This window comes from Paludicola sp. MB14-C6 (genome assembly GCF_030908625.1).
Lineage (GTDB): Bacteria > Bacillota > Clostridia > Oscillospirales > Ruminococcaceae > Paludihabitans.
Window position 1 is genome coordinate 411,574 of the sequence record NZ_CP133133.1, and the last position, 24,317, is coordinate 435,890.

Below are 24,317 nucleotides of genomic sequence, written 5' to 3' on the forward strand. Positions count from 1 at the left end.
GGTTATATACATTAAACGTAATATTATGGTTATCATAAGCATAACTAGAAGTTTGATAAACTGGAATTAGCGAAAAAATTGTGCTACTCATAACACTACATTCTACTTAATTTCTCAGCCATGCCAGGCGGAGTCTTTATATTGATATACTGAGTTGTAGTTTCCAATATTCAGTTAAATATATCGTTGATTATTTTTCTATATTATTGATGGAAAAGCCACTGATTTTTCTGCAAACGATACGTAACTTATGGGGATGTTTTATTTTATGAGAACTTAATTTATACGACCAAATCATCATGTCAAGTAATTCTTGCTGTGATATTGAAGCTCCTGATCCACCATCAAACGACGTTGTTCCTGCGCCTAATACAGGTACGCATACATCTTTTTCAGAATAGTTATTCTCTAATTCCTTCCACAACAAATCCAAGCACATAAGATACTCGTCACGAGAAAAGAATCGGCCTTTACCTTTTTCATCTAATTTTGCAAAAGCCATCAATAAGTCATCGCCATTCGGGACTATGGTTCCTGAATCATACCGTGTTTTATGCTGATATTTTGATTTGCTACGTGCTGGTATAATTTGCGCGGCTTTAATCAACTGCCGGACATCTAAATCTGGATGTAATTCCAAATACTGGCCGCATATGGAATCTGAATCTATATCTGCCGTTGCGTTTCCTACTTGTGTTGTAAAACACTCATCAAAATTGATTACTCGCTTGCATTTGCTCGTTTCAAATATATTTCCATACTCTACTTTAATTGAATAATTTTGACCTTTGATTGTAATCCATCTACGAAGTTTCAGAAAAACCACATATAGCAACAATGTTATAACCCAGACAACCAAAAAGCACACAAGACGAGAAATTATAATGTTGACATCTTGAGCATCTAAACGAGCAAAGCATTTGCTTTGTTCAAGAGCCTTTTGTGTTATCCATTCATGTTTCCCAAACAACGCCTCCGGCGCAAAGGTAAATATTCCTGTGACGATAGCAAATGCCATAACAACACTCTTTACGATGAAATTAATCAAAATCCAAGTACCTCTTTTATGTATGAATAGTCTCCAACTTTCTTCCCATTGGCATCTATTTTCCAAAATGGTTTCGCAAAGTTTTCATAACCGTTCATATATGTGGGAAGCCAATTTGATTCATTGCGTGTAGAATTATATACGATAATAATTGTTTTTTTCTTTTTTTTAGACTGTTCAAATTCATGACGAAGGTAAGAACACTTATTTATGTTTCCGTAATTGTCATTCTCGCCAGGCGTGAAAACACTGGTAACTTTACACTGTTTAGCACCGTTGGTATTTTGCTTATATGGTGTACAAGTACACTGCCCTTGTTCTTTAGACATACGTTCGCATCCGCTTCCTGCAGTTCGAGAATCGGTCATATCGCCCACAACAAAAATCACAGCCGACGAAGCATTAATTTGGCGATTAAATTCGTCTTTCAAATCACAAAAACGGCAATCATCGCTATTAGCCACACTACCAGACGATACCTTCGACATATCAACGAATTCGACTTTATGGAGATTATCCGCTCCCCATTTATTCAATTCATTTACTACATTTTGATCACCATTAAACTGATCATAGTCAGCGCTGATGTAAACTTGCTTACTCATACGAATTACGCTCCTTTTAATTATTTTAGTATTTTCTAGCAACATAAGGTAGTTAATAGAAACTAGAATTGTTTAGAAATCTTTCAAATCGGTTGGTATGCCCATAACGACGGTATATGTTCTGTGTCAGCAGTACCGATATCGACATGATACGTTAAAAATTTTCCTGTTTTCAATGAACGGCAACATACTCAATAGCTTTTGCAACTGTTGATTTGCCAAATCCGTTAGGTCCAGTTAATATTGTTACACCATCAGATTTCATATCTATGTCATAATCGAATCTACCAAATAACTTTTTAACGCTTACTCTTTGTAACATAAAAATCCTCCATCTCATATATTTACTTAATGTTATCATAAATATTGGTTTTATTAGGTATACTCTTTCATTACTTAAGAATGTTCATTTATTACAAGTTGGAAAGATTTTTAGCTTTTGAAGCTAGATTATTTATCCCTATTTTTGAAACAATAAGTTTAGGCTTGCAAAGCGCTAGCCATTAGATTAGCGCCCATAGTCCACACTGAAAACAGTATAGATTTAAAGCAAACAGAAAAATAATATTTTGTCTTAGTTTTCATAGGCAATTCCTCCTTGTTTTTCAAGCCATTCATTTTCAAACAGTCAAATAGAAAACCAATCAGAATATAGACTATAAGCCCTAAAACTACAGTTGGCACTGCACTCTGCATCCCTTGCTTTGCAAGCCTAAGCTTACTCTTTCAGCTATACATGATTACAATATAATAAAACATATTCACATTTTCTTAATCATTATATACCCAAAGCCAAAATAAAACAACATATTTAACTAAAATTAGGCATAAAAATAGCCCTCTACCGTTTGGCAGAGGGCTATTCATTTCATCATATTCTATTGTGCATTACCTGCGTTAATCCATCCGGTTACATTAACACCTAATGGCTGTTTATTCACTCTACTTGGTGAATTAGTAATACGGTAACGGCCATTTGTTAAAATGCCATCGTATAAATAATATGTGCCGCTGATTTTACGTGCAGCTACACTTGAGTATGCAGTTGTAAAAAGTCCAATGCTTTGCAATTCGACTCTTTGTCCTGCATGTGGCTTTGATGGGGCCGGTGGTGGAGTTGGTGCAGCAGAAGTCGTGCATGGAATCTTCAACTTATCGCCCGGATGAATTACGCTTGAAGTAGTCTTACCATTGTAAGCTGCAAGCTCATTGTACTTTGAGCCATCACCCATCTGCTGTGCAGCAATCTTCCACCAAGAGTCATTCGGCTGCACAACATACTCATCACTAGATATTGGCCTTTGAACTAATCTTTTATTTACTTCATCCGCTATGTAAGGCATTTTTGATTGTAAATAAGGACCGGGGCAAGCAGTAGCTACAAACATATTATGTCTTGTAAGGTTACCGCTCTTATCGCCAGTATAAACAAGTTTCTCAATGTTATTTCTTTTGCAAATATCAACACATAAATCAATTAGCTTAGTAAGTGCCTTATCGCTAACGTGCCAATTCCCACCGATTTCATCGTTTGCAACTTCAATTGTAATTGCTTGATTATCGTTGTCGGGGCTAGAGCTTGTCCAAGCACGATTTTTCTCTTCAACATACATTCCAACACGGCCATCTGAGCCGATCCCATAATTTGACGAAGCTCCTCTTGAAGATTTCGCCCATATGCTTCCTAGCGTTTCAACGCTTGCATCACCAGCCATATGATGAATCGTAATTTTTTTGATTTTACCAGTTCTGTTTATACCGCTTTTCGGATTTCCGTAGTTTGGTGATAATCTAGTGTAATTAACTAATGGGCTGTTACTCATAACTATTCCTCCTTCACAATACTTTTATCAATTTCATCTTTTGTTTTGTTTGGTGATTGTACAATTGCAGTTGACTGCGAAACCGGTAATTCCGAAGTCATTTCACTCAAAAACTTCATTAACCACTCTTTGAGCTTTTTAGGTACGGGTATACCACATAAAACCATATTCTTTAATACACTAATGAACTCGAAAACGGTAAACAACAAAGCAAAGAACTCGCACAAACCTAGTTTTTGAATACCTATGACCTGCAAATACTCTTTTGGTATCATGAATAATAGATCAATGTGAACAACCAAGTCAACAAAAGCTAGTATGATGATGCATACTAGCATTCCAACTTTCCGAATAGCACCGTTGATGCCTGCCGAACTGTTAAACCTCTTTTCTTTACCCGCTCTTAAAAGCCCAAGAATGGTATCAAAAATAATCATGATTGCGGCAGCTTGAATAAATGGATTTCTTAAAATACTCATTAAAAAATCTTGCATTACTGATTGACCTCCTGTTTAATAATATTTATTTCCTCGCTAGATAAACGAGGATAATCAAGAAGGATAGCTTCCAGCTTCTCGCCTTCGGCTATCCTTCGTTTGATTACATTGATTGTTACCCTAAGTAAATAACTCATTACTTAGCACCTCCATACGCAAGTTCTGCTACTGCTGATTCAAGCAATGCAACTTGCTCTTTTAGTTGTGCAATTTCATCTTCTTTGCTTGGCTGTGGTGGTTTATTTACTTCAATGAGAATTTGCTCAATGTGAGCTTGTGCGCTCTCTTCAATCGTGGCTTTTGGATAAGGAATATAATTGTCTTGCAGTATCCATGGTGTACCGTCAAGTTTAATTAAATACCCCCTACCATCATTGATAATTTCATAACTCAATTGTTCTTTTGTCATAATATGTTCCTCCTAATTTTTAAATTTTACCCAACTCGTCCCGTTACCGTAGTATGTAGGATATCCTTGAAGTTCATTGTCAGTATACAGCCACGCATTTGAGAAATAACTCAACATTCTACCTGCATAGGTATTTAAGATACGTTTATCACTAAATAATTGTGTTGCGTACCCCAAATCACTTGGTATTATTACTAACGTTTTGTCTGTATATGCTTTACTTTGAATTGCGTATGACCGCCAATCTCTTAGTAGAGCATTATTTGAATAACAATTACAAAGTGAAATTCTATCACTAGACATTATTGCAACTAATCCATTACCGATTTCATGTGAACCAGGGTTCGTAATTGGAATATCAGCTAACTTTGTGTATGTTTTTGATGATTTGTTGAAAATCCAATGCTTTGTATAATTAGCACTTGGAACATACTGATTAGGACAAGAACTAATTAGGTGAACATAATTACCTACATCAAAACAATTATGTGGCGGTGTGCCAATAGGAGAAGTAACCCACGATGTAAATTCATTTGTTGTTATATTGTAAGAACAAGACCACGGAGTTCCGTAATTATCTGAAAATCCAAATAGAACAATTATATCTTCATATTCAAAAACTGATACTACATAAATATTGTTAGAACCATTTACTGGTATCGTTATCAAAGATTTAGCATCCGTTTCTAAATCAGTTATGTTTAATTTTCCTTGATAAAATGCATAATTGCCACCGCTTTTTAAATTATTAAAAACATATAATTTGTTTTTATACACAATACAACAGCCATAGTGACTACTGTTTAATAAATCTGACATACTAGACCATACTAATGTGTCCATATTAAAGCTGAATACCGTAATGCTTGAATATTCCGAATTAAGTCCACCACAACAAATTATTTTGTTTTCAAACATACAAGTAGAGAAATCTGAAAGTGTCTTAGGCATTGCTGGATGTTGTGTAAATGTCTTACTTGTAACATCATAACTTTTTATTTTACCGCTTTGATTATCAACATAAAATATTTTATTATTGTAGAAGTAAGCATCTTGTGACTGCGTTTGAGTTGGATAATTAGCATATGTCTTATCTGGATTTATCCAAGTTCCTTTTTCCCATGCTGTTTTATCAAATGCAACTTGGTTAAATTTATTTGCCGTTTGAATCCATATACCCTCTTTTACAGGGGGCTCTGCACTTTGGCAAAATAGGTTCAATACTGTTTTGCTTGAACCTCCCCCCAACTTAAAACCCAGCTTGTTACCCACCGTATCAACAAGCACAGGTATATCTCTATTAGCTACCCACGCATTATCCTCTAACGGCTCACCGTTCGCAGTTACAATAGTATAAGGCACACCGTCAACAGTTGCCGTATCACCCGTAACGTATGGCGCTGTGGTGCTTGCAATGCATGACAATTTACCTGTTGCACTTTTTAAGCCGGTAAAAGCGTGTACTGTGCCTTGTTTTACGTGTGCGAGGTTGATTGGAAGCCTGTTTTTAACATCAGTACTCAATTGGGATTCACTAATAGATCCATCAGGTATTACCATTGCAACTAAATCATCAATAATGCGTTGCGATTCTTTATACCAATCTTGCTGTTGCTGTGTAGCTTGTCTGTACCAAGCATCTACATCAGGCATTAACATACTACCGATAATACCACAGCAAGGAAGCCCATCGGGGCCATTCTCCATGTTTAAACGATGGTCGGTAATCATATCTTTTGTAACTTGTGTTGCTCCTGCAGGAACATTGATACTATGTAAACCCAATTCATATATTCCGCTAGAACGAGTAAGCCCTGCTTGAATTGTGCTTGCACTTCTTGGCTTGCTAAATACTCCATATATGATATCAGTTCCGTTTAAGTCAACACGTAAGACAATATCATTGATAATACCTGCACTCACATCTACCGGTTCAGGAGCTGTCACAATGCAATATGCACCGTTAATCCAAGCAATACCCATATTGATTGTAACTTTTAATCCCACCCCAATGTTTGCAGATAGAGCACTTCCTAGCTGCGTAATCGGCACAACGCTGTTTGTCGATGCTCTTCTTACTTCCGGAACGATTCCGTTTGTCAGCATACAAGAGAAAATATCTCTCATTTCATCCGCACTATATTTGTACTTTAACGGATCACCTCCAAGCGGAACATCAAACCAGCCAAATTTAGTCGCCATTTAGAATCCTCCATTTCTTATTTGTCTTTTTAAAATATCAAACTTACTCAATTTTCCGTTACCAAAACCAAGCGTTCTTACAATCCTTGTATCCGTCCAAGTATGTGTTATGGATTTAATTTGTACATCCAATTGAGCAAGTTTCTGATTAAATAATCCCGTTCTAGCTTGTACAGTTACAAAATCGCCTAAATTATAGTCAATACCATATTTGTAACGGTCAGCAACGGAAGCCGTCAATGTTTCCACCATTTCATATTTACTCGCATCTTTTAAAGCATACTCTTTCATATATGTATAGATATCAGCATCAGGAAGATTTACAGAAACATTCAAATGCTCTTCAAACCTTTGCGAACCAATCGGCTCTTCTTCACCGTCTCTATAATACATACAAGTCAAAGCTTCTTGCTCATTTCTTGCTTTTGATAACGTGGAGTAGAAGATGTTTTTGTAATCTTGTACACTGAAGAAATATTCCATGTCAATTAAATTTTTATATTTAACATCGAATATTACTCTATTGTTTTCGCTTTGATTTGCTGTTCGGTTTTTTCCAACTGAAACATCAAAAAGAAGTTTGCTATTAGCTAAATCTATATTGACACGATACCCCATGTTTTGCACACTCAGATTCTTATTGCAAACCTCCGATAATGATTCAAACCTGCTCATGTATTTATCATTAGCAAGCCCTCTGTGTAAATCAGGAGCATTCTCAAAACCTATAATCTTTCGTTTTGAATTTCTCGGGTTTATTAGATTATTATTGATAAAATACTTTACAACCGTTTCTGTATACGCATTATTGATAGCATCATAGCCTTGCAAGCCTGAAGTAATAGCAGAAGCCGGGTAAACAGTAATACGTTGCTGCGTGTATCCTTTCAAGTCTACCCCACTCACAACAACATAATTTTGATTGCCCTGTATTACCTGTTTTGCTTGCCTTATAATTCCGAAAAAAGTATTATCTATGCCGATAATATAATTTTTTTGCATTCGACTGCAAAAAAGATCATCTGCCGGTAAACTAAATTCAAAAGTACCAACATCACAATCATGCTCTGTGAAACGAATATTAAAAGCTTTATTCGTGGCTTTGAGCTGATTTAATGCAAATGTTTCGCCTTCTGCTAAATCCTTATATAGAAATATAATTGCCATACTCACACCGCCAAACTAGGAATGTTATAAATAATATACGAAAGTGGTGTACTGTCTGCGATACCATTATTTATTTCAATTCGATTGTTACCCGGTTTTAATGTTATGTAATCGCTTCCCGGAACCAATCTATTTGTAGCATCGACCTGCTCTAATGAAACTAGGTCGACAATGTAAACATCGCAGTTGTCACTATCAATTATCATTTTATGATTCTTTTCAATCTGAGCTGTAATTTTAAATGATGCACCGGTTGAAACGTTTACAATCTCAATCAATGTAGATTGTGATAAAACTTCAATGCGAATTGGAATTTCTATCGAAGTATGATTCATAATGTCAACGTTTTGTACTGCCCTTCCAAATGTAACAGGAGGAGTAAAAGGGAACGACCACATTGGTACGATTTGTCCGATTGGAACAATAGTGTCGTTATACTCTAACCAGTACGGCTTGTCACATTGCCACTCACAAGTAAACGGAACACCTAGGCCAAACGCTTTACTAAAACTAGGATTTTGTGTTGGCCTACATTTAATTTTCTTTTTCTTTCCGCTATTTTGTTCAGCAATTAGCCAACCTTCATAATGAATATTCATAGTCATTGCAAGAAGATTTTCCAACTCGCTAATATGATCTTTGGATGTTCCAACAATAGTACCTGATATCGGTATAATTTTTTTATTATAGGAACCACCAGTAGTAATTGTACCGTCATATCCTGCCGGCTTAATTTCATCAAAGCTTGCCCCAACGCTGTTTAAATCTTCATGATCCACATAGAAAGGAAATGTCGCATTAAATTGAATCATCAATCCACTATCCGAAATATACGTTAAAGATTTCATATGCCCTCCTAGTTGATATCTTCATATAGCATTTGGTTCATAATATATCTCAATTGGCTATCTGTATAATTTGAACCATAAACATTCATGGAAGCACTTCGATTTGTAGTTGAAAATGTTGTGGAGCTTGCAGAATTGAGATTTTGGGCGGCCGTTTTTGCATCTGAAATGGCTGAACGTAAAGCAGAAGCGGCGGCATTACATCCGGCTGTAATGGTATTTACAAATTCACGTGATATTTGCCCCATCTGTTTACTTGAATTTTCAAACATTGCATCTAATTGTGCTAGGTGCAACTGATATGCAGTATCTAGCATTTCTATTTGCTGAGTATATTGTTCATCAACAGCTTTTTTTTGAATATCAAGCAGCTCTTTTAAATCTGCTTTACGCTGCTCGGCAACTTCCTTGGCATTGTCGAGTTCCTCTTTCAATGCTTCTTTTCTGTTTTGTTGTTCAAGCTCCCATTTTGCATCAGCTTGTTCTTTTTCAAGACGAGCAAGCTCAGCTTGAAGTTCTCTTTGCGTAAATTCATCATTTTTACCATATGTTAATTGTGCTTTAATTGCATCTGTTTTACTTGTATACTCTTCTTCTTGCTTCAAACGTCTACGGGCCTCAATTTCTTTATCAATTGCTTTGATTTCAGCATTGATTGCACTTTCTTTGGCTTTTAATGAAGATTCAATTGTCTTAATCTCAGCATTATATGAATCTTCAAGCTCTTTTTTAGTACTATCATAACTAGCTTTCATCAACTTTTTGTTTTCTTCATATGCATCTTTCGCTATTTGCTTTTTCTTATCGTATTCATCCTTAGCAAGTTTTTTCTTTTCGGATGCATAACTTTTAGCATCCGATAGTCGCTTATTATTTAAAGAAACTTCGGTATTATATAGCTCAACATTTAGCTTTCTTTCGGTATCAGTCATTTTTGCATATTCTTTTTCCGTATCAGAAAAAAACTTACTTTTTAAGCCTTTCAGTTCCTGATAATACTTTTGCTCTGTAACAACACCAATCTGTCGGCGATAATCGAGCATTTCTTTTTCTTTTTTATAGTTATCCTCAATTTGCTTTGTATCGACTTTTGGTGCGCTAATATTCGGAACACTCCCACTTGATATACTTGAATTAGTAGCACCATAAAGCTCATCCAACTTATCCTTATATTCTTTTCTCTTCTGATAAGCCTGTTGAAGAGCATTCCACTTTTCCATTTCTGCTGATTTATTGATACCGGGTAAAACAAAATCGCTCTTACTGTAAAAGTCCTTCGATCTATAATTTTCATCAAGCTTTTTAATCTGATCTTCAATGTCATACAATGCCTTTTGGTATGCAATAGCTTGATCTCTTTTTGCTAATTGTTCAATTTCTTCTCTTCGTGCTTGCGTAAGATTTCTTAAACTTGCGGCGGATGCATCAAATGCACCCGTTCCGGAATCAACTAAATGAATTTCTATTCCAAGTAAACCATTTAGTTGATTAACAATAGAAGCTAGCTCATTTCTCTCTGCTGCTGTAATGCCGACCTTACCATTTAACTCTTCATATCGGTTTATCAGTTTATCAGTTACATCCAGTTCAATAAGCTTTGATTGCGCAGAGTCTTTAATACTGTTCAACTGAGAATCATATTTGCTAACAACATCATCTAACTCTTGTTTTAGTTTCTTTGTATCTGCAGTAGCTTCTTTCAATGAAGCGCTATATGCTGCAAATGCAGCTCCTACTGCTAATATTCCAACAGCTATCAATGCATATGGACTTGCTAACATTGTGGTGTTTAAGGCTCCTTGTGAAACAGCTGCGGCTTCGTTTGCCATTTTGAATTTATTTATAGCAGAAACAACTTTTTTCACTGCGCTAACGCTCAACTCGCCTGCTTTAACAATTCCACCAAAAACAGTGACAACCGGTCCTAAACCTGCAGCTAATCCTAAAATAACAACAATATTTCTCTTTTGACTTTCTGACATACCGTCGAATGCCTTCATACAATCATTAGCATATTTTAATAAATCATTTGCAATAGGTAATAGTTCCTGTGCTAACTCAATAGATAATTTCTTCACACGTTCCTGTGCTTGCTTCATTTGGTTTGCAGTACTATCCGAAGTTCTAGCAAAGTCACCTTGCATCTCTCTTGTTGCATCCATAACGAAATTATAACGCAATTGCACTTTTTCGGCTTGTGTCATTGAATCAGATATTTCTTCCATGCCATGCGCTAATGCATAAGCATTTAGATTAGCTTCTGTCATTATTACGCCGATTTCTTTTAAGCTTTCAGTTTCACCAGTAAAAACACTTTTTAACATTGTTCCTGCACGTTCAAATGATAAGTTTCTGTATGATGCAATATCACTCATGCGTTCAGTCAGCTGCTTAGACATTTCTTCTCCGGTATGATCCACAATTTCCATACCGTTAGCCATAGATTTAAATAAGCCGGAATATTGCTTTGCTGTTAATTCTGAAATTCCGTGGCTATCTAATAACGATTTAGACCATTTATTAACGGATTCCGCACTATCTTTAAATGCAACATCAACAACATTTTGCACCTCTACTAAATCGCTTGCAGCTTCCAAAGCTTCTTTACCAACGTAGGCCAGCGGAAGCGTTACACCGGCTGTCATAACCGTTCCACCTTTGAGCATGTTATCGCCTATTTTTCCTAACAGGTTGGTTACACGGTCAAACTTCATATTATTGATATTTTCAAGTTGCTTTTTTGCTTGTTTCGCTGCGGTTTCTGCATTCATCAGTTCAACAGTAATAGCTTTAATCTGTTTCTTTGCTTCTTGGGTATCTACTTCACCCAATTGATTTAATGATGTTTTCAGTAATTTTACTTTTTCTTCTGTTGCTTTAAATGCATTGGTTGCAGCTGCTTGTGCATTAACAAAAGTCTTATTATCCCATTCAGTTAAAAGGCTTCTTTTCAGTGCATTCACTTCATTTTTTGTTTCTTTTACCTTTTCCGTAGACTTTGCCATTGCTGCATCAAAATTCTGCGTTTTACCATCAACAACAATATTAAGCCCTCTTGTTACTGTTTTACCTGCCATCATTTTCACCACATTTCATCATGTATTCTTCAATTTCCTTTTCTTTTTCCGGAGTTATTCCATACAATGCTTTTCTTTGAGTTGAAGTCATTTCCTTTGACTGTTGATTACCAGTCTTTATATCACAGTAGTGTCCAATTACAGATAAAACCTGAAAGAAGTTTAATTTATATAAAAGTGTTTCTTGTATATGGGCAATGCCGCACAAAGCCAACACTTTGTATTCATCCATTATTTCGCCGGTATTTTCTTTATTTTTGTTTTGCTCTTCATGCTTCATTAGCGCTTTAATGAAATATAGAGCAGTAGCTTCAAACAAGCTATCTGCTCTACAATCATTCAAAAAATTATGATAATAAGGCTTTTTCCCTACAATCGAAACATAAATCATTTTTACAAGTCCCTCAAAGCTTTTTTCTTCCGCAAAAAACGATTTTCCATATTCCACTCTATAGTTTACAAGTGACATGAAGGAAGGTGAAGCCTCATAGTCTACTTGACCTATTTTAATTATCATAATTTTTTACTCCTTCTTAGTGCAATTTAAGTGGCACTTGCCATCTTAACAGTTGGTACTGTTTTTTCAAAGTCAGTATAAGTTTTATCTGACGGCACAGAAATAATACGTGTAGCCGTTAATTCATTTCCGTACGCATCTTTATATACTGCTGTACCTGCAGCATCCATAATTTTATCCCCATAGACAGTGATTGGATAAGAATATTCGCCAATGGTTGCTTGGTTTTGGTCGGTTGCATGATTCTTATTCGCTTTTGAAAATTCAACATTTAAGGCCCATACTTTTACCGTGTATTTAATACCGGTTGCAGTCTCTTCTTGGTACTCATAATAAAAATCACACCGCTTAAATCCAAGCTGATTGATATCTGCTATGCCGCCATCAACTGGCATAATATGACCTAAAGCAGTTTCAAAAGTTCTGTCTTGACCGGTTGTTCCAACAGTTCCTGTATATCCGTTATCAGAAACAATAGCTAGAACTTTACTGTCATTTGCATAAACCGGTTGCTGTTCAACCGTTGGATCAAAACCTACTGACTTTGCAAAAGGAAGACTTTTTACTTCTGTTCCTTTTGCGCCATCAGCTCCTCGCATTGCGTATTTTGTATTTTTAATACCATGATACGCTGCTGGCTGTTTACTATAATCTTGTGGCATTTAACTTACCTCCTAAAATTCAATTTCGTTTAAAATAATATCAGCTAATTCATCCGCACAATCATCAAACGTTTTTCTCATGTGTGGGCTTTGAATCTCTAATATGTTGGATAAAGGAATCTCCCCGTCAGGACTATTAACCATTTTTGCATTGTATAGAATACGCATGTTTTTGTACCTGCGGTTTATTTTCCATTGCCTTTTGTACTTCTTTGATTTTGTTTTCTTGTCATCCGGTGAATTTTGCTCAAGCTTACCCTTCAAATATTCAGCTGCTTTGTCAAGCCCCCGATTGAGCGATACTTTAACCGCATGTTGTGTGTTATAAAGCAGCTTTTCACTATCATCCAACGTTTCAAATAAGGCCATTACATAGTCACCTCACGAGTAAATTCCATGTTAATTCCATCTTCCAATGTTCTTTCAAGCGTTTCAATGTCCTGCTCGCCATTAGAAAGCACCCACCCCTTTTGAAACATAGCATCTTTTATCAATTCTATGCGATCATAGTTAAATGATTTAGATTCTGCGTAATAGTTTATATCAACATTTTCTTCTCTACGAATTGGCATATTATTCGCAAATTCACGATTCGGTGTCGATATAATTTGATACACAACATACTCTGTACCAATACTATCTCTTCGCCTTTTCCAATGTGAGTGAATGCCTAAATCAAAGAGTACATCATCAAGCGTAAGTTGAAGTTCATCCTTTAGTCGCATGGCTTCACTTCCAATCGTTGCACTTTAAACTCAAGCATTTGATCTCTCATTTTTACATTATCGGATGGGCCATATACTGTAAAAGCGTTTTTATCACCCGTTTCATTGTTTCTCCAAATTTTAACCTTTTTTGTATTCAGAATTTTAAATAAATCCGGATTATATCCCATCCTAACAGTTGCTAGTTCTCTGATTTTTAGCGATTCTGCTTGAAATACATCATTTCCAAAGGCATTAGTCCATTCAGCAGGGAAAATGAAATGAGTGGATTCACCCATTTTATAAGTGAATTCCACCCATTCATCTACCGAGCCTACTCCTTTTTTGTATGATGAATCTAAATAGCTAAATTTAACGCCGGTATTGAGACTAAGATGTTTCATGAATAACAGCTCCCGTTATAGATGGTGTGTAGTGCTTTAACTGCAATACAAAGCTAATAAATGCAGGTCCAACAATCAAATCATTCAAAGTTGCATTTCTTGTTGCTTCAACCCACATAGCAGCAATATCAAGCATTAAATCACAATCCATTTGTTCTCGTTTAACTCCTGCATTTTCTACATATTGCTTGCAGCCGTTAATCATTGTTGTAATTGATTTATCCACCTGCTCATCGGTGTAATAAATGCCTACACGATACTTGACTTCGTTGAGAAATTCAGCGTCCGTCATAATAACACCTCTATACATTTGAAATGTTGTATGTTTCACTCATTTCATCAGAAACCAGCAATCCTGTTTTATATGCTTTTGCTTTAAGTGTTGCCGATTTAGATAATTCAATCGGTCCGGTATAAAGCGTCTTTGACTGAGATGGAGCAGTTCCATCTAATGTGTAGTAAATTGTAGCCCCATCAGTTTCGCATGATAACATGATTGTTTGTACTTGTACAAAATCACCGCCTGCACGACTTGCAGACGGTGTAGCTACTTTTGTACTAAGGGTTTGAACTGGTGGGGCTATTGTTTTTTTAGTAATACTAATGCGTTATCATCAAGCAGTTTTCCATCACCAAGCTCAGTTGCTTTATTAACCCATTCATCAGTATCTTCATCAAAGTATCTTCTGATACCCATGTTTAAGTTTGAATTGTATGCATAGTAACCGTAGTTCACAAGTGCACCAAAGAAACTACCAGCAACAGCATCAGCAAATGGAGTAATATAATCATCATCCACTAAGCAAGCAGGAATGCCAATAAGTCTTTCAACAGGCACACCGTCTAATCCTACTGTTACACGAGCAACAGGTTGGCCTTGCTCATCTACCATACCTACAATATAGGTATCCCAATCGCTTTGTGTTAGCAGCCAAACAGCTCCACCACGGTAATTGGTTCCCATCTTTGCACGAATAGCAGCAAACTTTTTATAACTATTTAAGTCAGCTGCAGCAATTTCTACTGTTTTCGCTTCTGTTTCTTTGAAAATACCTTTTGGCTCTCCAACTCCGGTACCGTTAATAGAAGCCTTTTCTTTTGCAATAATCATTGCTTGTGCAATATCTTCTGCAAGTTGTGCTTCGAAAATTGGAAGAGAAGTTGTGGAAGCTTCAAGAGAAACTGCAACTCTGCATTGAAGTTTATAGTATTGGAACGTAATTGATCCGGTTGTTTTCTTTTGTTTATCTGCAACTTTACCCTCAGATACCCAAGTTGCAACAGGAAGGATTGAGGATGTTGGATAAGAAACACCGCCTTTAATATTGGTCTTTCTCATCATCTGATAGATTTTACCGCTATTCTTTAGCTTTTGAATGATTTGGTTCATAATCGTATTAGGAATTACGGAACCAATATCACTTGTCATAGTTGTAGCACTTGCTTTTTGCACATCAGCCGGAATTGGAGTTCCTTTTAGAACATACTCCATAAATGCCTTACGATAAGGAAGATTTTCTTCATCCTCAGTAGCTGCTTTTTGATTACCATTGTCCATGAAGTATGTACCCATCGGGTTAAAGCCTTTGCTGCTTCCTGGTTGGCCGTCAAGAGTAGCCAATTGCTTTTCTAGGTCCTCAATTTCGGTATTGATAGATTCTAATTGTGAGTTAATAGATTTAACTTCTGTTAAATCTTCTGAGCTTTGCGCCTTTGCAATTAACTGCGTTTTTTGGTCTTTTAGACCTTTGATTTTGTTTAAAAACCATGTTTTCATACTGTTTCCTCCTACATTTTTGATAATATTTCGGTTTTTGCTTTTTCTATTTCTAATTGCTTAGAAACATCTTGGTCGTTAAGTTCGTAGCTTTTAATTACCCCGGCTTGTTTTTGTGCCGGTACGGCAACAAAGCTAACTTCGTATGCATCGGTCGGCTCGCACAAAATGAAATGACATTTTTTCTTGTTGTACTCTGCTCCTAATTTATGGTCACAAGTTTGCTTTCTTCGATCAATACCACAAATAGAGCATTGCACCTTTCCAATAGAAACACCAACACTTACTTCTTTCTTAATTCCAGCGTTAATTTCAAGAATCAAGTCCTCATTACTCTTGGTTACTGGCATATAACACTTCGCAATAAGTCTTTTGTAAGGTTGTCCCAGCGAATTTTTATCGCTTGTTGTTTCAACCTCAGTGTCATAAATTCGTGCTGATTGGTTCTTTGAAGTAGCATAATGATCTGAAATTACAGTTCTACCTTTGAACAATTCGGCTAATTTTGTTAAACATTCATCGCTAAATTGCTCGATATCTCTGTCTATTTCGTTGTCGCACATTGCAAGCTTAAATACAAACACATCCTCTGCGGTGAGCGTTTTCATTGTAAATTGATTGATTAAAGCCAATTCTTGCTCGCCTACATCAAGCGTAACACCCTTCAAAGAAGCGTTAAGAAACATCTTACTTACCTGAGCCATTGACATTTTCGTTCCTCCTTCCTCGATTATTACGCATTGAATTGAGTTGATACTCATTTGCAATTGCTATATCTACATAATTTAGAGAAACAACGGTTCTTGACCGACCTTTCGGCTCATAGCCAATTAACTCTCTTGCTTCATCTTCATCAATGTATCCTGTTGGAACATATAATTCGCTTATTTTAAGCCTAGTTTCCATAGAAAGATGTTGTACTAAGCGATCATATATTTTAATTTTTTTACCTTCATTTTGCTGTTCATCGTCAAAGCAGCAATATGAAAAGGCCTGTTCTGATTGAATGATGAAATCCTCAATACATTTTTGATAAAAAGCAGACGATTGTGTCTCTGTGAAATCACCGGACACAATCGCCATAGATACTCCATAATTTTTAAGGATTTTTTCTTCTAGCCAAACTACAATATCTTTGGGAATTAACTGAGGGTTAATGTTGATTGGAGTAAAATCCCCCTCATAGCCGATCGCTACAATACCTGCAGAAGATTTATTCAAATCCTCTTCAAATTTATCACGATCAGAATTGAGCTTTTCTCTATCTATTGCAGTTTTTACATTATAGACACCTTTCATTTCCAAGCTTGCTGTAATTGCCTTTGGTAAGCCCTGCATGACTTTATCTAAAATAGATACTGTTTTCAATATTTCTCGGTTTTCAGGTAATCCGTCCGAATTTCCTCCAACCAATTCATTCATTGCATACTCATCACGCAAATGAATAATATCGTTATAAGGTAGTTCGTATTTATCACCATTTGCAAAAGAAAATTCAATTGATATTTCCGTTCCATCAGTAAAAAATGTTACACCGGTAGGATCTAACGGATAAAACCCGGTAAATTCTTTTTTTCCATCTACAATGTTGTATTTTGGATAGATAAAAACATTCAAATTTTTCTTTCTAAGCCAAGCCACACGATAAAAGAATTCCTGTGTTGTCATTAAAGGATTCGGTTTATAGCGAAAAAGCCTTGTTATGGAATCATTTTGAACGGTAATCTTACGAGGATTTTCAGTTTCAATTACCGATTTTAACGATATTTTGCTTGATTCTAACGCAATGGCTTTAAATGCTTGCCTTACCACATCTGATAAATACACATCATTACCAAAGTCAGTATAAATAGGTCTTTCTCCTCGTATGATAGAACTATTTATCTTTGCCCTGTACTTTGGAAAGATATGATACATCATATTTTGCATGAAATTCATACTATCTCTCCCTTATTAAATCAATAAAGTCACGTTTAAACCATCCTAAAACGGTATAACAAATAATATAAGTTAACGCTCCATCAATACGTTTTGCAGATTGACCTTGTACTTTAACCGGCATAATTAAACCAATATTGTTAACCTTAAATGCGGTATTTTCCAAACACCAAATGTCTACTTCTGCTTTGCCTGTTTGGTTATTGTTATAGATTAAGTCTTTCGACTTCAAATCCGCTTCCACTATTCTCATCGGATTAGATAATGTTTCTATTTTCATAGGTACTCTTACTGGAACATCTTCACCGAACATTTCTTTGATTTCCTTTGCAAATGCCTTTGCATCAAAGTTATCATAGCCGATTTTATACGGCTGCATTTTATATTCTTTAAATAGTCCCCAATACCACTGAGAAATATAACTTGTGTCAATTTCGTTACCCGGAATAATAGTGACAAGCCCTTTTTTTGCCCATTCTCTATAGCTCTTCTTTTCCGGATTCGTTCCGTTTAAATCTGAAAGTTCAGTATCTGCTTTTGCTTCGGGTACAAAATACATAACCAATACATACTTTTTCATTGTTTTTGAATCAATAAACAAAGCCCTTGCACTCGTTAAGTCTGTAGTTTCCGATATATCCACCCCACCAATATAAAAGCATTTTCTAAACTTATCTATATCAAATGTTTCAGGGTTAATAATTGTTGCAGAGTCAAGCCAAGCTTGAGCATTGTTTTGCTTGATATTGAATTCTTTTGCAAGTACGAATGCCCGAACGCTGCTTGATGTTTTGGCATCTTCAATCAAGCCACGAAGAAAACTCCACTTTTTAACCACTCCCATGGAAGGGTTAGACTTATACCAGCTTTTCTCGTTCTGCCATATTTCCGCTTCGCTGTCTTGCGTATAGAGCCATATTAACCAACGTGGCTTATATTTCTCGCCATGCAATACTTCTCTTGCTTCAATCAATCTTTTATCTAAATATCCATCATTGGTGAAACCTTCTGTTGTCAGCTCAAAATAAAGCGGTTCATCCTGTGTGGATAGTGATTGCTTAATTGGCATTACTAAGCTGTCATCTTCCATTTCAAATACTTCATCTACAGCACCAACCGCAATATTTCTACCTTCTTTTGCCCCTGTCTTTGCCGACAACTTTCGTATTTGGCCTTTGTTTTGCTGTGAAAACTTGCCTTTTTTTCGCTTTTGTTTGCGGTTCCCAAAGAAAATTCCTTTTTGATTTCTTCGTGTAACCCGCTCTAAACTAGGGCTTTCTTCCCTCATATAGTCAATTGCATCAAACATCAGTGAAGCCTGTTCAAAGTTATTCGATGCACATAGTATCTTAATTCCAACCGGTCCACAGAAGAATTCTGCTAAACACATTGCACCAACAAATGGAGTCTTTCCGTTTTTACGGCCAACAAGAAGAATATCTTCTTGAAATCTTCTCACCCATCTTTGCAGTTCATCATCAAACATCCTGAAAGCCTGTAGTGCTTCGATGTGTGCCTTTTGCCATAGCAGTAGTATAAAAGCTTTACCGGCATGTGGGGCCTCAAAATGCTTGCATTTTTCCTCTATAAACTTGATTCTCTTGTGCGCATAAGTTAATTCAAATTGATACTCGCCGCTGTATAAATCAGCATATAAACCGTCAAGCGTAATCATCAGTTCATTTCCAATGATGATTTCACCGCTTTTACACTTTGCGTAATATTCCAATAGCCATGAATGAACACCATTGAATTCCTCTGAAATAACGTTATACATTATTCAAAATCTCCTAAATCATCATCCATATCATCCTCAAAAGCACCAAGCTCTTTACATAACAACTTTATTAAATTAACGTAATTTGCTCGCACTTTAATGATTGTCTTTGCAACAATCGTTTCTTTTTGCATCATTGGATTATTTGGATGCACCTTTACTAATCCTGTTTTCATTGCAAGAGCATTTAAATCATTTAACTGACATCTTGTCCGAGCGCATTCTATGATCGCACCCTCTAACAAATTAAACTTGAGTTCGTCAGCATCTTTGAAAAGCCCCTTCAACCTTTTTATCTCAGATTCAACAGTCATAATACCCTCCAAATCATGTTACTTTACCAAAAAAGCCATGTACTTTCTAAGAAAACTGAAAACCTCGGTGTGAGTATAAGTTATGGCCCATGTGCAGTAAGAAGCTACAAGCCCAATCACCCACTCATGGGGGGCGGTTACTCTGTGTACTTATCAAACCATGCGTTGATATAACGCTCCCATTCTTTTCTTACAGTTTGCTTGTTGGTATCGTTTAATAAACGTTCTATGCACTCATCCTTTGTGCTCTCACAATAGATAAGAGTTGCGCCAAGTTCTGCAGCAACTCTTTCTCTTTCATATTTATCCGGATATCCACCTATAAGATACGCATCATTGAATTGACCGTACCGAGTCTTTATATTATCAATCAATAAGTTTTTAACCGCAAACACATTATACTTAACATTGTTTGGTTTATCGTATGCCGGACACATTGTAATCGCTGTCCATATTCTATCAATGTCAACAATTAAGTCACCACGTTTCATCATCTGTATAACAGCCGTTTGCTTGCCACTTAATGGAGCGCCATACACTACGTACACATTATGCGATTTAGCTACAAATCTATTGGTCTCTTTATTATGACAATCAACACACGCTATTTCTATTAGATCAGGATTCATTGTAATAGATATATCGTTAATGTTATCCGCTGTTAGTTCTACTTTATGGTGAGCAATCAACTTTGACGTATCAGCAAATACCTTACCGCAATGCAAACACCTACAACCACGCTGCATAATCAATGTAAAGCGAAACTCTTTCCACGCTCTTGATACATAAAACTGTTGCAGTATATCTAGCCTTGCCAATCACCAACACTCCATTTCACCACGCTCTATCTTGTCTAGTAAATCAATACATTGTCTCTTCTGTGCTTGTATTCTTGTTAATGCTTCTTCTATGCTTTGAATAATCTTTATAGCCGGATTTGATTTCACAGTTTGAACTGCAATACCTAAATCAATCGAAGTTCTTACCTCTGCTGATTGCCCTTCTTTACCTTTAAATTTATCTAATCGTTGCATCATTCTTCTTTCACGAACAGTAAGAAGTTTAATTTCATTCAGTAACAATTCCTTTTTATGTAACGTTACATTATCAATCATATATAACTCATCACTGCCTAGAGTATCAAAGAAAATATTCTCAAATTCTCCCGTTTTTACTGCATTCTTGTTGCCATCAGGAGCACCTGCTCCTAATGCATTTTTATTACCAAGAGGAGCACCTCTTGCCTTCGTAACACAAACGACCTGTTCTCCGTTAATTTTTCGTAACGATGATTTATCCCATTCATCTTCACATTTCCATTTACGAACAAGGCCTTCTGATACTCCAAGTTCTGCTGCAATATCTTTTAATTTACGCTTCTTCTTCGACTCTAGCCACAGCTTTTGAGCTTGCTGTCTTTTCGGATTTTTCTTTCTGCCCATCTCACCACCTCATACACTAGATTTGTTTGATTTTTTGCATTCGACTGCAAATATATATAAAAGCTTATTGCTTTATACACGTAAAGAAGCAACCACATACAATGGTTGCTTCTGTTCTCATATATTTTTGCACTGCTGATTTTATGCATCCAACATATTGCTTACCTGTTCCATGATAATCACATCCTTGTAACAATAATTTAAATGACCACTTATCAAGAGTTATTTTTACAATTACACTTTAACACGTTTGCAATGTGACATTCAATGACATCATACATCTATAAAAGCAAGTGCTTTTCCATGCAGCCTTAATACTTGGCGAAAACTATAGTTAAGCTTAACAGCAATCTGTTCAAATGTCATATTGTCAATATACTTATACAATATGATTAAGTATAGCGTACCATCTAAATTCCGAGCCGCTTCATATATCTGTTGACAGATATGTATTTGTTCACTCATTAACTCGCTCAGCTTATTCAAGTGTTGCTCTTGCTGTTCAATAGCTTTTTGTATTTTGTCTACTGATACATTGCCTTTTGGTTGTGAAGAAAAAGACGGTGTGATTTTTTCCGCTCGACTTTGTATTCTTATAATCTCCTCGTTTTCCCTCTCAATCATTAACTGCAATTTATTATACTGTAACAATAACCGCTTTTTTTCTTGATTGCTTTTTCTTATTTCTGTCACTTTACACCATCCTTTTTATTAAAGTTAGGTACTACCTTGATATTTGCTTATTCTCTTTATACAGGTATTATAATGCTTCTCATCTAACTCAAATCCTATGAAATTACGATTGGTTTCAATGCAAGCTACTGCTGTTGTTCCTGATCCGATACAATTATCCAGCACAGTATCACCTACATTTGTGTATGTAAGTATCAAATACTTAAACAACTCTACCGGCTTTTGTGTTGGATGAAGTCCCTCACGCTGACATTTGATTTCAAGCGTTTGCCTTGGATAATTAGTAAATCGTGTAACATATCCACCGGTCAAGCTATCCATTTTATACACGTTTTCTTTTGTTGGATCAGGTCTTTGCTTAACGATTGGTTTATCTAGTTTAATCAAACCTTGTGGATTGTATGTTGGTACTTTCTTATAGAACACGCATATATCCTCTACATTACGCATTGGTTGATACTTTGCGAAAGGAAACCCGGTTGCACAATTCTTTATCCAGTACCAGCAATAACGAAAAAGCTTTTGATTACTGCCGATTAATTTTGTTGTAAACGGTTGTGCTGAGGTTAACACGATTGCACCATTGTCTTTTATGATTCGCTCGTATTCCTTCCAGAGTAAATCAAAAGGAATGATGCTATCCCACCTACAATCCGTTGTGCCATAAGGTAAGTCGCATAAAATCATGTCTATACTCTTATCCTCAATCTGCTGCATACCTACAATACAATCCATGTTGTAAACGTTGTTTACTTCTAACTTCATATTACTACTCTCCTTTTTTATTTATAGTAATATGATATCATTTACAATTCGGTAGTTTCGACAACTTTCATATAGTGCTTATGTATTCGCCTTGGATAGCTTTCATCATGTTCACCAATTCGAAAAGCGATATCTTGCCAACTTGTTTTTCTTTGGCTATACATATAACGATAAAAGAATATTCTTCTAACTTTGCTATCCTGTATTGCATTTATGAAATCTTCAATAGACTTTACCCGCTCCGAAAGTTCTTGTATTCTTGCTTTTATGTTACCTGCTTTCTTTTCATTCAAACCTTGTTTCAATAAATAATTTAGTTCCACAATTTCAGCAACAAGACTTCTATATTGCTCTAATTCATGCTGAATCATTTTCCACCTCACTATCCCACTACTCTATTTAGTCCTTTCATTGCACCTTCAATATTGCCGGATAATATTTGTCCTTTTATGGTTTTATATTGTTGCGGTGTAAGGTGCTCACGTTTGCTTTTTAAATGTTTTATTGCTTCACACTTTCCCATTCGTTTTAAATCACAGCCTTTTATGATATAATAAAGTTAAAATTATTATGGAGTGATTTTTGTGCATGCTTACTTGGTTACTTATCATTTAACGAAAGATATACTAAAATACGATTCTTTCTTTGATTGCTTAAATGAGCTTTCAGATAATTGCAACAAAGAGCTTTTTGATGGATGTATTCTAATTAAAAGCGGTTGGACTACTATTGCAATCAGAGAACAACTTATTAAACATATTCAACCATCCGACCGCCTTTTTGTATGTAAATTAAACCATAAGGATATTGCCGGACAGTTACCCGATAAATCAAAACAATGGATTAAAGAACAAATTATTGATAAAGCGCCCTCGGATTTATCTGATCAGTTACGAAAGTGACTGGTCCTTTTTTATATAACACCAACTTTGAGGTGCTTTATGTAGCCCAAACTCTTCAAGCAATTTTGGATTATTATATTGCTTTACTCGTGATACGTTCCATGCATAAACTGTACTGTCTTTTTGATAATCAATTAAATAATCAAGTCCAATGCAAGCTTTATTTGCAATCCATTCTTTATATGGCAACGGAAAATTTGAGTGTATCGGTGTAACTCCATTTATAAAACATTCACCTACTATTGCACCAGCTCCTCCATCTGCCTTTGTCTCATAGAGATAGCATTTATAATATGATAACTCGTCCTTCTTTGGATAGCTTTTGCGAATCTCAATCAACTTTGCACCCGACAATATGTTCCTGCAATGTCCTTTATGTATGCTGAGTAAAACTTCAATCATCCTCTTCATCCTCCTCTGCATTTAGGCACTCGGAACAATTACCGTTACAGTCGCACTCTTCAAAGTTTTCTTCCGTGCATTCGTCACACGCTATTCCCGTAAAATAACAACGTATCATATTAACACCTCTTTCCTATTTCTTTCGTTATATTCTACTGAATGGATGCAGTCCTCAGGTGGTTTAATAATTCCATTTTGTGAACGTTCAAGCACTCTTTTCTTAACACAGCAAAATAGATTTCGGCAAAACACGCAATCATCACAATTAGTCTTTATAAACATATGCCTTGTCCTCCAAGCATTGCAGCAATACGATATATTTATTCGTGTACCGATTGTAGTTG

General features: G+C 36.0%; 31 protein-coding genes. 1 reads left to right on the top strand and 30 read right to left on the bottom strand.

Going from position 1 to position 24,317, the window contains the following annotated elements; genetic code table 11:
• Window positions 1-190: 190 nt before the first annotated feature.
• The 28 genes from RBG61_RS01900 to RBG61_RS02035 all read right to left on the bottom strand — a co-directional run bounded on the left by RBG61_RS01900 (window position 191) and on the right by RBG61_RS02035 (window position 23,040).
• Complete coding sequence (locus RBG61_RS01900; protein WP_307945170.1) at window positions 191-1,048, bottom strand: macro domain-containing protein; 858 nt, start codon at window positions 1,046-1,048, stop codon at window positions 191-193.
• Entirely contained in the window at window positions 1,045-1,653 is a 609-nt protein-coding gene (locus tag RBG61_RS01905; RefSeq protein ID WP_307945173.1) for a hypothetical protein, read from the bottom strand. Before RBG61_RS01905 ends, RBG61_RS01900 begins: the two co-directional genes overlap by 4 nt.
• 172 nt (window positions 1,654-1,825) lie before the next feature.
• The gene (locus RBG61_RS01910) at window positions 1,826-1,975 is read right to left on the bottom strand and encodes an AAA family ATPase (RefSeq protein WP_307945175.1); all 150 of its coding nucleotides are present in this window, start codon (window positions 1,973-1,975) and stop codon (window positions 1,826-1,828) included.
• A gap of 556 nt (window positions 1,976-2,531) precedes the next feature.
• Window positions 2,532-3,476: a peptidoglycan recognition protein family protein gene (locus tag RBG61_RS01915; RefSeq protein WP_307945177.1), complete on the bottom strand. Its 945-nt coding sequence runs from the start codon at window positions 3,474-3,476 to the stop codon at window positions 2,532-2,534.
• Between the two features lie 2 nt (window positions 3,477-3,478).
• Entirely contained in the window at window positions 3,479-3,970 is a 492-nt protein-coding gene (locus RBG61_RS01920; RefSeq protein WP_307945179.1) for a phage holin family protein, read from the bottom strand.
• A complete protein-coding gene (locus tag RBG61_RS01925; RefSeq protein ID WP_307945182.1) occupies window positions 3,970-4,110 on the bottom strand; it encodes an antitoxin in 141 nt (46 codons plus the stop codon). Before RBG61_RS01925 ends, RBG61_RS01920 begins: the two co-directional genes overlap by 1 nt.
• Window positions 4,110-4,382 carry a hypothetical protein gene (locus tag RBG61_RS01930; RefSeq protein WP_307945183.1) on the bottom strand — a complete coding sequence of 91 codons (273 nt, stop codon included), beginning with the start codon at window positions 4,380-4,382 and terminating at the stop codon, window positions 4,110-4,112. Before RBG61_RS01930 ends, RBG61_RS01925 begins: the two co-directional genes overlap by 1 nt.
• A gap of 12 nt (window positions 4,383-4,394) precedes the next feature.
• On the bottom strand, window positions 4,395-6,584 hold the full coding sequence (locus RBG61_RS01935) for a hypothetical protein (RefSeq protein ID WP_307945185.1): 2,190 nt from the start codon (window positions 6,582-6,584) through the stop codon (window positions 4,395-4,397).
• Window positions 6,585-7,751 carry a Gp37-like protein gene (locus RBG61_RS01940; RefSeq protein WP_307945186.1) on the bottom strand — a complete coding sequence of 389 codons (1,167 nt, stop codon included), beginning with the start codon at window positions 7,749-7,751 and terminating at the stop codon, window positions 6,585-6,587.
• Between the two features lie 2 nt (window positions 7,752-7,753).
• On the bottom strand, window positions 7,754-8,599 hold the full coding sequence (locus RBG61_RS01945) for a phage tail domain-containing protein (RefSeq protein WP_307945188.1): 846 nt from the start codon (window positions 8,597-8,599) through the stop codon (window positions 7,754-7,756).
• Between the two features lie 8 nt (window positions 8,600-8,607).
• Entirely contained in the window at window positions 8,608-11,676 is a 3,069-nt protein-coding gene (locus tag RBG61_RS01950; RefSeq protein ID WP_307945190.1) for a hypothetical protein, read from the bottom strand.
• Window positions 11,666-12,193, bottom strand: a complete 528-nt coding sequence (locus tag RBG61_RS01955) for a hypothetical protein (RefSeq protein ID WP_307945191.1) — start codon at window positions 12,191-12,193, stop codon at window positions 11,666-11,668. Before RBG61_RS01955 ends, RBG61_RS01950 begins: the two co-directional genes overlap by 11 nt.
• Before the next feature lie 26 nt (window positions 12,194-12,219).
• Complete coding sequence (locus RBG61_RS01960) at window positions 12,220-12,855, bottom strand: hypothetical protein (protein WP_307945193.1); 636 nt, start codon at window positions 12,853-12,855, stop codon at window positions 12,220-12,222.
• 12 nt (window positions 12,856-12,867) lie between these two features.
• Window positions 12,868-13,224: a hypothetical protein gene (locus RBG61_RS01965; protein WP_307945195.1), complete on the bottom strand. Its 357-nt coding sequence runs from the start codon at window positions 13,222-13,224 to the stop codon at window positions 12,868-12,870.
• A complete protein-coding gene (locus tag RBG61_RS01970; protein WP_307945197.1) occupies window positions 13,224-13,580 on the bottom strand; it encodes a hypothetical protein in 357 nt (118 codons plus the stop codon). Before RBG61_RS01970 ends, RBG61_RS01965 begins: the two co-directional genes overlap by 1 nt.
• On the bottom strand, window positions 13,571-13,963 hold the full coding sequence (locus RBG61_RS01975) for a hypothetical protein (protein ID WP_307945199.1): 393 nt from the start codon (window positions 13,961-13,963) through the stop codon (window positions 13,571-13,573). The genes RBG61_RS01970 and RBG61_RS01975 overlap by 10 nt, the downstream gene beginning before the upstream one ends.
• Window positions 13,950-14,255 carry a phage head-tail connector protein gene (locus tag RBG61_RS01980; RefSeq protein WP_307945201.1) on the bottom strand — a complete coding sequence of 102 codons (306 nt, stop codon included), beginning with the start codon at window positions 14,253-14,255 and terminating at the stop codon, window positions 13,950-13,952. The genes RBG61_RS01975 and RBG61_RS01980 overlap by 14 nt, the downstream gene beginning before the upstream one ends.
• Before the next feature lie 10 nt (window positions 14,256-14,265).
• Window positions 14,266-14,457: a chitobiase/beta-hexosaminidase C-terminal domain-containing protein gene (locus tag RBG61_RS01985; RefSeq protein ID WP_307945203.1), complete on the bottom strand. Its 192-nt coding sequence runs from the start codon at window positions 14,455-14,457 to the stop codon at window positions 14,266-14,268.
• Between the two features lie 86 nt (window positions 14,458-14,543).
• On the bottom strand, window positions 14,544-15,740 hold the full coding sequence (locus RBG61_RS01990; protein ID WP_307945206.1) for a phage major capsid protein: 1,197 nt from the start codon (window positions 15,738-15,740) through the stop codon (window positions 14,544-14,546).
• A gap of 11 nt (window positions 15,741-15,751) precedes the next feature.
• Complete coding sequence (locus tag RBG61_RS01995; RefSeq protein WP_307945209.1) at window positions 15,752-16,450, bottom strand: hypothetical protein; 699 nt, start codon at window positions 16,448-16,450, stop codon at window positions 15,752-15,754.
• Window positions 16,428-17,678, bottom strand: a complete 1,251-nt coding sequence (locus RBG61_RS02000; protein ID WP_307945212.1) for a phage portal protein — start codon at window positions 17,676-17,678, stop codon at window positions 16,428-16,430. Before RBG61_RS02000 ends, RBG61_RS01995 begins: the two co-directional genes overlap by 23 nt.
• 1 nt (window position 17,679) lies before the next feature.
• A complete protein-coding gene (locus RBG61_RS02005) occupies window positions 17,680-19,455 on the bottom strand; it encodes a terminase large subunit (protein ID WP_307945215.1) in 1,776 nt (591 codons plus the stop codon).
• Entirely contained in the window at window positions 19,455-19,769 is a 315-nt protein-coding gene (locus RBG61_RS02010) for a zinc-binding protein (RefSeq protein WP_307945217.1), read from the bottom strand. Before RBG61_RS02010 ends, RBG61_RS02005 begins: the two co-directional genes overlap by 1 nt.
• 137 nt (window positions 19,770-19,906) lie before the next feature.
• Window positions 19,907-20,587, bottom strand: coding sequence for an HNH endonuclease signature motif containing protein (locus RBG61_RS02015; RefSeq protein ID WP_307945219.1), 681 nt, complete (start codon window positions 20,585-20,587; stop codon window positions 19,907-19,909).
• Window positions 20,588-21,211, bottom strand: a complete 624-nt coding sequence (gene terS, locus RBG61_RS02020) for a phage terminase small subunit (protein WP_307945222.1) — start codon at window positions 21,209-21,211, stop codon at window positions 20,588-20,590.
• Between the two features lie 273 nt (window positions 21,212-21,484).
• Window positions 21,485-21,904, bottom strand: coding sequence for a hypothetical protein (locus RBG61_RS02025; RefSeq protein WP_307945224.1), 420 nt, complete (start codon window positions 21,902-21,904; stop codon window positions 21,485-21,487).
• Window positions 21,905-21,928: 24 nt separating this feature from the next.
• Complete coding sequence (locus tag RBG61_RS02030) at window positions 21,929-22,669, bottom strand: DNA-methyltransferase (protein ID WP_307945227.1); 741 nt, start codon at window positions 22,667-22,669, stop codon at window positions 21,929-21,931.
• Window positions 22,670-22,710: 41 nt separating this feature from the next.
• Complete coding sequence (locus RBG61_RS02035; protein ID WP_307945231.1) at window positions 22,711-23,040, bottom strand: hypothetical protein; 330 nt, start codon at window positions 23,038-23,040, stop codon at window positions 22,711-22,713.
• 213 nt (window positions 23,041-23,253) lie between these two features.
• Between RBG61_RS02035 and RBG61_RS02040 the strand changes: the two genes are divergently transcribed.
• Window positions 23,254-23,571, top strand: coding sequence for a hypothetical protein (locus tag RBG61_RS02040; RefSeq protein WP_307945233.1), 318 nt, complete (start codon window positions 23,254-23,256; stop codon window positions 23,569-23,571).
• Here the strand turns inward: RBG61_RS02040 and RBG61_RS02045 are convergent.
• Both RBG61_RS02045 and RBG61_RS02050 read right to left on the bottom strand, forming a co-directional pair.
• Entirely contained in the window at window positions 23,560-23,973 is a 414-nt protein-coding gene (locus RBG61_RS02045; RefSeq protein WP_307945235.1) for a hypothetical protein, read from the bottom strand. The two genes, RBG61_RS02040 and RBG61_RS02045, sit on opposite strands and share 12 nt — an antisense overlap.
• Window positions 23,966-24,091: a hypothetical protein gene (locus tag RBG61_RS02050; protein ID WP_307945237.1), complete on the bottom strand. Its 126-nt coding sequence runs from the start codon at window positions 24,089-24,091 to the stop codon at window positions 23,966-23,968. The genes RBG61_RS02045 and RBG61_RS02050 overlap by 8 nt, the downstream gene beginning before the upstream one ends.
• Window positions 24,092-24,317: the final 226 nt, after the last annotated feature.